Origin of the sequence: Chryseobacterium sp. RU37D, assembly GCF_900156075.1 — a bacterium.
Lineage (GTDB): Bacteria > Bacteroidota > Bacteroidia > Flavobacteriales > Weeksellaceae > Chryseobacterium.
The window spans coordinates 1-8,783 of the sequence record NZ_FTMM01000046.1 but is presented as its reverse complement, the minus strand read 5'-3'; the positions used below and the strand labels follow the sequence as shown (position 1 = coordinate 8,783).

Annotated in this window: 7 protein-coding genes; 4 read left to right on the top strand and 3 right to left on the bottom strand. The window is 35.4% G+C overall.

All coding sequences use genetic code 11. The annotated features are described in order from the left end of the window. Positions 1–173: 173 nt before the first annotated feature. From BW926_RS13760 to apaG, 4 genes are all read left to right on the top strand, one after another. A complete protein-coding gene (locus BW926_RS13760; protein WP_076447901.1) occupies positions 174–1,214 on the top strand; it encodes an SRPBCC family protein in 1,041 nt (346 codons plus the stop codon). A 124-nt stretch (positions 1,215–1,338) separates the two neighbouring features. Beyond that, a complete protein-coding gene (locus tag BW926_RS13755) occupies positions 1,339–4,152 on the top strand; it encodes a 2-oxoglutarate dehydrogenase E1 component (protein ID WP_076447899.1) in 2,814 nt (937 codons plus the stop codon). Positions 4,153–4,257: 105 nt separating this feature from the next. After that, positions 4,258–5,520 (top strand): 2-oxoglutarate dehydrogenase complex dihydrolipoyllysine-residue succinyltransferase, encoded by a 1,263-nt coding sequence (odhB, locus tag BW926_RS13750; protein ID WP_076447897.1) that lies wholly within the window; start codon positions 4,258–4,260, stop codon positions 5,518–5,520. 70 nt (positions 5,521–5,590) lie between these two features. Next, entirely contained in the window at positions 5,591–6,001 is a 411-nt protein-coding gene (gene apaG / locus BW926_RS13745; protein ID WP_228403460.1) for a Co2+/Mg2+ efflux protein ApaG, read from the top strand. A 140-nt stretch (positions 6,002–6,141) separates the two neighbouring features. Here apaG and BW926_RS13740 read toward each other — a convergent pair whose 3' ends face one another. Genes BW926_RS13740 through BW926_RS13730 form a run of 3 tightly spaced genes read right to left on the bottom strand, consistent with a single transcriptional unit; the run spans position 6,142 to position 8,607 of the window. Then, positions 6,142–6,696 carry a 3'-5' exonuclease gene (locus BW926_RS13740; protein ID WP_076447894.1) on the bottom strand — a complete coding sequence of 185 codons (555 nt, stop codon included), beginning with the start codon at positions 6,694–6,696 and terminating at the stop codon, positions 6,142–6,144. A 43-nt stretch (positions 6,697–6,739) separates the two neighbouring features. After that, on the bottom strand, positions 6,740–7,717 hold the full coding sequence (locus BW926_RS13735) for a glycosyltransferase family 2 protein (RefSeq protein ID WP_076447902.1): 978 nt from the start codon (positions 7,715–7,717) through the stop codon (positions 6,740–6,742). A gap of 5 nt (positions 7,718–7,722) precedes the next feature. Next, positions 7,723–8,607, bottom strand: coding sequence for a lysophospholipid acyltransferase family protein (locus BW926_RS13730; RefSeq protein ID WP_076447893.1), 885 nt, complete (start codon positions 8,605–8,607; stop codon positions 7,723–7,725). Between the last annotated feature and the right edge of the window lie 176 nt (positions 8,608–8,783).

Here is an 8,783-nt window from a genome sequence, read left to right as displayed (position 1 = left end):
CCCTGAATTATCAAACAATAGAAGAATTTAACAATCAAAACAAAATTTACAAAAATGTAGCTTAACTCTAACTGGAAATTTTATTTGCATATCCAATTGAATATTACAAATAAATTTAAAACAAGAGTGATCAACATATTGGTCACTTTTTTTATTTTCAATACATTTGTGCGATGCGTTTTTTCAAGATCATAGCGATACTTATTATTTTATTGGTTGGGGCTTATGCGGCTTCCATGTATTTTTTTGTGGACGAAAACAAAGATTTTAAAATTGAAAAAGAGATTGATTATCCTTTGGCGAAAGTCTTTTCACAATTCAATAATCTGCAGAATTTTACTCGCTGGAATAATTTCTTTGCAAGCTCCCAATTCATTGATATTGATTACTATACCCCCTATGAGGGCCAGGGAAGTTCTATCAGCTATGTAGATCCGAAAAACGATACGGATGGCGAAATGTTTATCCGCTATGAAAAGTCGAACAATGCTTTAAGATACCAGCTATTTGAAGACAAAAATGAAAACCCTACAATTGTCGATGTAAAATTCAAGCCCGTTTCTGTACAAAAGACTAAAATTATATGGGTGGTTCATACCCCTAAATTATCTGTTTTAAAAAGGGTTGAAAATTTCTGGACAGAAGACCGTTTTGCTGAAAATATTGATAAGAGTATGATCAATCTTAAAAATGTTCTGGGCAACAAGGTAGATAAAGACAATCAAATAGCGGCTATCAAATATGACAGCCTGATGGTGGAAAATCAAGAATCAAAACTCCTTCTAGGGATCAATGTAAGTACTTCAAACAAAAAGGATGCTCTTTTTAAAAATATTGTTATAAACTACAATAAAATTTACAATTACACGACGATGGATCTCGGCAAAAAAGACGATGAATTTGGATTTCCGATGCTCATCACGGATGCCGATAATTACAAGGATAAAGAGGTTTCCTATTATCTTGGGATTCCGTTGTCTAAAAAGTTTGGCGTTACAGATAATAATTTTAGTTTCAGAACAATAAATGCTTCCCAGGATTATGTGATCTATTACAAAGGAGCTTATGAGGGAAGGGTAAAAGCAGTCCAGCAGCTGACCCAGAAAGCCAAAAAAGACGAAATGCGGTTCGGCGATATCCGCCAGACTTTCATTGAGCGCCCGATGGAAGGCCAGAATGTCAATATGAAGCTCTCATTGTCGGTATACAAGTAGATTCCTGAAAATTATCACTTTTATAGTTATTTTTAATGATTTAAGGCTGTTCCACATCGGTTTTTTTTATTAAATTTGAAGATTAATTCTACAAACAAAATTTAATAATAGATAAACTGTAATAATGGACAGATTTTCATTCCTAAACGCAGCTCATTCTCAGTTAATTGAGGATTTATACCAACAGTATTTAAAATTCCCGGACTCTTTAGAATCATCATGGAAAGCCTTTTTTCAAGGTTTCGATTTTGCTTTGGAGAACTACGGAGATGACGATAACATCCAATATATTCAAACTCCGGCAGCTTCAGCTCCTGTAGTACAGCAGGCAGCTCAGGCAGTATCAAACGGAGAGGTTCCAGAACATATCAAAAAAGAATTTAAAATTGTAAACCTTATCGAGGCTTACAGAACAAGAGGCCACCTGTTTACAAAAACAAACCCGGTAAGAGAAAGAAGACATTACACACCTACGTTGGACATCGAAAACTTCGGGTTAAGCAGTGCGGATTTAAATACAAAATTCAATGGAGCTGTTGAAATCGGTTTCAAAGAACCTGCGACTTTACAGGAGATTATTAACCGTTTGCAAAAGATCTATTGCGGCTCTATCGGTGTTGAATACATGCATATCAACAACGTTGAAGAAAAAGATTTCATCAAAAGATGGCTTCAGGTTAATGAAAATCATCCAAGCCTTTCTGCGAATGAAAAAACTGAAATTTTATTAAAATTAAATCAGGCTGTAGCATTTGAAAATTATCTTCATACAAAATTTGTTGGTCAGAAAAGATTCTCATTAGAAGGTGGTGAAACTTTGATTCCTGCTTTGGATCAGTTGATCTCAAGATCTTCTCAGTTGGGCGTAGATGAAGTGGTGTTAGGGATGGCTCACAGAGGTAGATTAAATGTCCTTACGAATATTTTCGGAAAATCTTACAAGCAGATTTTCTCAGAATTTGAAGGCAAAGAATTTGAAGAAGATGTATTCTCCGGTGACGTGAAATATCACTTAGGCTCATCTAAAAAAATTAAAACCGCTTCAGGAGAAGAAGTTTGCATTAATTTGACTCCAAACCCGTCTCACCTTGAAACTGTGGCTGCTCTGGTAGAAGGAATTTGCCGTGCAAAGGTGGATGATAAATATAAAGATTATTCTAAGGTTTTACCGATCATTATCCACGGTGATGGCGCTCTTGCCGGACAAGGTATTGCTTACGAAGTTGCTCAGATGATGACTTTGGAAGGGTACAAAACTGGTGGTACGGTTCATATTGTTGTAAACAATCAGGTTTCGTTTACGACAAACTATATGGATGCAAGGTCTTCTACATATTGTACAGATATTGCAAAAGTTACAGAATCTCCTGTAATGCACGTGAATGCTGATGATGCGGAAGCCGTGGTTCATGCAATTCACTTCGCTGCAGATTTCAGAGCTAAGTTTGGTAAAGATGTTTATATTGATTTATTAGGATATAGAAAATACGGTCATAACGAAGGTGATGAGCCAAGATTTACCCAGCCTAATTTATATAAATTAATTTCTAAGCACCCGAATCCTAGAGAAATTTATAAAGATAAATTATTAAAAGACAGCGTCACTTCAAATGATGTAATCGCTAAAATGGAGACGGAATTCAAAGCACTTTTAGATAAAGACTTTGATGCTTCTAAAGAAATTGAGAAAAACGTAATGGACGTTTTCATGGCAGACGACTGGACAAATTATCCGATTGCTAAAAAAGGAGCTGTTCAGGACGCTGTTGATACAAAATACGATCTTGAAAAGTTGAAAGAACTGGCGATTAAAATGTCAACACTTCCGGCTGATAAAAAGTTCATCAATAAAATTACAAGACTTTTCGAAAACAGAATCAAAGCAATTGAAGGAAACTCTTTAGACTGGGCTTTAGGTGAGTGGCTGGCATATGCTACGCTTCTTGTGGAAGGCCATAACGTAAGAATTTCCGGAGAAGATGTGGAAAGAGGTACGTTCTCTCACAGACACGCAGTTGTAAAAACAGAAGATACTGAAGAAGAATATATCCCATTAAGACATGTTTCTGAAAATAGATTTGATGTATTTAATTCTCACCTTTCAGAATATGGTGTTCTTGGTTTCGATTACGGTTATGCGATGGCTTCTCCTAATACATTGACAATTTGGGAAGCTCAGTTCGGAGATTTCGTGAACGGTGCTCAAATTATTGTTGATCAATATTTGGTTGCTGCAGAAGAAAAATGGAAAATTCAGGATGGTTTGGTAATGTTGTTGCCTCACGGTTCGGAAGGACAGGGTGCAGAACACTCTTCAGCGAGACTAGAAAGATTCTTAACGCTTTGTGCTAACGAAAATATGGTGGTTGCAAATATCACTTCTCCTGCAAACTATTTCCACTTGTTAAGGAGACAGTTAAAATGGTCTTTCAGAAAGCCATTAATTGTAATGAGTCCAAAATCATTGTTAAGACATCCAAGAGTGGTTTCTCCACTTGAAGATTTCTCAAACAAAGGATTCCAGCCAATCTTAGACGATCCAACTGCTGATCCTAAAAAAGTAGAAAAATTAGTTCTTTGTTCAGGTAAATTATACTTCGAATTATTGGCTAAAAAAGAAGAATTAAATGCTGAAAATATCGCATTGGTAAGATTTGAACAATTGTATCCACTTCAGATAGATGCAATCGACGCAATCTTCGAAAAATATTCAAACAGAAAAGAAATTGTTTGGGCTCAGGAAGAACCAGAAAATATGGGAGCTTGGTCTTATATCTTAAGAAACTTCAGAGATACGGGGATTCAGGTTATATCTCCGGTTCCAAGCGGTGCTCCTGCTCCCGGTAGCCACAAAATGTTTGAGAAGAACCAAAATGCAGTGATCAACAGAGTATTCGACAGAAACGATGCTCCTGTAAAAAGGCCAGTAACAGCTTAATAAAATTAAAAGTTAGACATGGAAAATAAAAAATCTTTTGTCTTTCATCTATTTTCTTATAATCTGAAAAAGAAATAATAATTATTAAAAAATAAAAAATACGATATGTCAGTTTTAGAAATGAAAGTTCCTTCACCGGGCGAATCAATTACAGAAGTTGAAATTGCAACTTGGCTAGTGAAAGATGGTGATTACGTAGAAAAAGATCAACCCATCGCTGAAGTAGATTCAGACAAAGCAACTCTAGAATTGCCTGCTGAGCAAAGTGGTGTTATTACTTTAAAAGCAGAAGAAGGTGACGTGGTACAGGTAGGACAGGTAGTTTGTTTAATCGATATGGATGCTCCGAAACCTACAGGTACAAGTGCTCCTGCTGCTGGGGATCCAAAAAAAGAAGAGGCTCCAAAAGTGGCTGAACCAGCTAAACAAGAAGCTCCAAAACCTGCGGCTCAACCGTCTGCTGCTGCAACTCAAACATACGCAACCGGAGCTCCATCTCCTGCTGCTAAGAAAATTCTTGACGAAAAGGGTATTGATGCCGGACAGGTTTCGGGAAGTGGAAGAGATGGAAGAGTCACTAAAACTGACGCTGAATTAGCAGCTGTTCCTGCAATGGGAGGAAGCTCTTTATCAGCTACTGGTTCAAGATCTACAACTACGACAAAACTTTCTGTTCTTAGAAGAAAATTAGCACAAAGATTAGTTTCAGTTAAAAATGAAACAGCAATGTTAACAACTTTCAACGAAGTTGACATGTCTGAAATCTTCAGAATCAGAAAACAATATAAAGATGAATTCGCTCAGAAGCACGGAATTGGTCTTGGTTTCATGTCTTTCTTTACGAAAGCGGTAACAAGAGCATTACAGATGTATCCGGATGTAAATGCATCTATCGACGGAGATTTCAAAATTAATTATGATTTTTGCGATATTTCAGTAGCGGTTTCAGGTCCTAAAGGGTTAATGGTTCCTGTATTGAGAAATGCTGAGAATATGACATTCAGAGGAGTTGAAGCAAATATCAAAAACCTAGCTGAAAGAGTAAGAGACGGGAAAATCACTGTTGACGAAATGACGGGAGGTACATTCACTATTACAAACGGTGGTGTATTTGGATCTATGTTGTCTACACCAATTATCAACCCTCCTCAATCTGCTATCTTGGGAATGCACAACATTATCCAAAGACCGGTAGCTGTTGATGGGCAGGTTGTAATCCGTCCAATGATGTATATTGCAATGTCTTACGATCACAGAATTATAGATGGAAGAGAATCTGTAGGATTCCTAGTAGCGGTAAAAGAAGGTATTGATAATCCTGTTGAAGTACTAATGGGAGGTGACGAAAGAAAAGCCCTTGAATTATAAAAAATTATAGATTTTAAATAAAATTATAATATAAAATTCTGATCTCGCCTTTTAAAGGCGAGATTTTTGTATGTATTTAGAAAATACTAAGATGATGTTCTCAAAAGTGACCTCAAATATCAAAGTTTCAGTAATACCTGAATATGATAGCAAAAATAGTTATCCATCTGAAAATAGATACGTTTTTAAGTACAACATTACAATAGAGAATAATGGAAATTTCCCTATAAAAATTCTTAAAAGAAAATGGCTGATCTTCGATGTTGGTTTTGGATATACAGAGATTATCGGTGACGGAGTAATCGGGTTGACGCCAGAGATTCCGGTCAATGAAAAATTTGCTTATTTTTCAAATGTAATGCTTCGTTCCGGAGTAGGAAATATGAGTGGAAAATATTTAGTCAGAAACATGGAAACACAGGAAAATTTTGAAATAGATATTCCGAAGTTTAATCTTTTGTCAGAAGTTTTGAGTAATTAGCTTAATTAGAGTAAAAAAATTAATAAAGCAAAAGGTAATTAATAGTTTTAAAGTAACAAGACTAAATTAGATTATTCTCAAACATCTGCATAATCTGCTAGAGAAAAAATTATGCATATTATCTCAGAAATTTTTGTAAATTAAAGCTTTTTAATCTTCAATTTCATATAATCTTCAACTTCTTCATTGCTTGTAAGAAGTAATTTTTCAAAAGCCAGCAAAGAGATTTTTGCACAAACCTCTGCATCATCTCCAGCCCTGTGATGATTAAATTTAATTTGATGATATTCAGCTAAATGCTTTAATCCGTATTTTGGCAAGTAATTCCAAGATTTTTTAGCCAGCTGGATGCTACATAGATAATTAATTTTCGGGGTAAACATTCCGTAGTGATTTAGACATCCGCGCAGAACTCCTGCATCAAAACCTGCATTGTGGGCAATCATCAATGTTCCGTACATCATTTCCTCCACTTCATACCAAATTTCATCAAAAGTAGGAGCGTCCTTCACGTGATCCGGTAAAATTCCATGTACATCAATGTTGAATGGACTGAAATAAGGAAAACTCGGCGGTTTAATAAGCCAGGTTTTGGTTTCAACAATTTTTGAATCCTGTACAATACAAATACCAAGCTCACACGCAGAATTTCTCTCGTGTGTGGCGGTTTCGAAGTCTAATGCACAAAAATCCATTTAAAATTATATTTAAGGTTCAAAGTTTAAACTCAGAACTATTTTATTTTCCACCTAAAAAATGTTTAAAAATCAGCCATTTGGTTTGATAAAATTCTTTTTTCTGATGATTCTGACGTCGCTTCCAGGTTTCTGCAGCCTGTCCATAAAAACCGAAATGCGCTCTGGCAACCGCCAAAAGATGCGGAAAACCTTGTTTTAACCCAAAATAAACCCCGGAAATACCATCTAAACATAATCTGAAAAATATTAGCCAGATCAGCTTAGGAAAAGGTAAATTTTTTAGCATCATAGATAGATTGTTCCGGATATTTAAATAAGTTTTCTGAGCGCTTTGTTTATTTAAGGTTCCGCCTCCTACATGATAAACCTTAGATTTTCCGGTATAAAAAATTTTCTTCCCGGAGTTGATTAATCTCCAGCAAAGATCGATTTCTTCCTGATGAGCAAAAAATCTCTCATCAAAACCTTTCTGTTCCCAAAAATCTTTTGAACGGATAAAGAAACAGCATCCGGAAGCCCAGAAAATCTCTGTTTCATCGTCATATTGGCCTTTGTCTTCTTCCAGATCATCAAAAATCCTTCCTCTGCAGTAAGGGTAGCCGAGATTGTCGATTAAACCGCCGGCAGCTCCTGCAAATTCAAAATAATTCCTGTTATGAAAAGATAAAATCTTAGGCTGAATAGCTGCAATTGATGAATTTTTTTCAAATATATCCAGAATTGGCTCAGTCCAGTTTTCCGTAGCTTCTACATCAGAATTGAGAAGGCAGTAATATTTATTTTTTATTTCTTTTAACCCCTCATTATAACCTCCTGCAAAGCCATAATTTTCATTATTCTTAATAATCTGCACTGTCGAAAAATTGTCTTGAAGAAATTGTATAGAGTTGTCTGTAGAACAGTTATCAATGATAAAAATATCAGCATTCTGAGAAAACTGAACAACACTTGGAAGAAACTTTTCCAGCCAGTTTTTTCCGTTCCAGTTTAAAATAACAACAGCCAGTTTTTTCGTCATGCTCATTATATTTTCCCGGAATCAAAGTTTTTAATTGAATTCTGATATTTCCATTTTCTGTGTGACCAGAGATAATTATCAGGTCGTTTATGTAAGGTATTTTCCAATAATTTATGAAATTTTTTCACCACTTCATATTCCACGAATTTTTCTCCATCTGGGTAGATTCTGTGATAATTCACCTGGTAAAATCCACGTTTTACCTTCTTCATTTCACAATAAATAAAAGCAAGGTCCATTTTGGTTGCTAATCTGTCGTATCCGGTAAATACAGGGGTCCTTTGGTTCAAAAATTCTAATCCGTAGGTAATATGAGCAAAATGAGGAGTCTGGTCTGCTACAAACATATAGGCTGAGCTTCCGTCATTCTTAGACCTTACGATATTCAGAATCACTTCTTTGGCTTCCAGGGCCTCATTCCCGAATTTGTTCCGTACTTTTTTCATCTGGTTTTCCCAGAAATCACTGTTTACTTTTCTGTATACGGGGTGGCAGTGGTCCTGTGGAATAATTGTTGCCAGTGCATTGATCCATTCCCAGTTAAAGACATGACCGGCCAGCATAATGATATTTTTACCCTCTGCTTTAGCTTCATGGAAGACCTTCTGGTTTATATGCTGCATTCTCACCCTGGATTCTGTTTCGGAAATGCTGAATGATTTCACCGTTTCCACAAGATAATCAGAGAAATTGAGGTAGAAATTTTTTCTAATTTCTGCAATTTCTTTTTCAGACTTTTCAGGAAAGGAATTGGTGAGGTTATTAGTGATTACTTTTTTTCTATATCCGACGATATAATAATTCAGGAAGAAAATTATATCTGAAAAAATGTATAAAATTTTCAGCGGTAATTTAGAAATTAGATATAATATTTTGATCAGGAAATTCATAAAACATGCAAATTTACGGATAATAAAATTATGGTTCTGTTTTTGCTTGCAATAAGTAATATTTTTTTATTTTTATATTATGAAGTTGTTTAAACTTTTAATTTTTTGATTAATCTTAAAGAAAATGCTAAAAAATGCAGATTCTTCCAAGTAATATCCAACGTTTCAAATCTTAT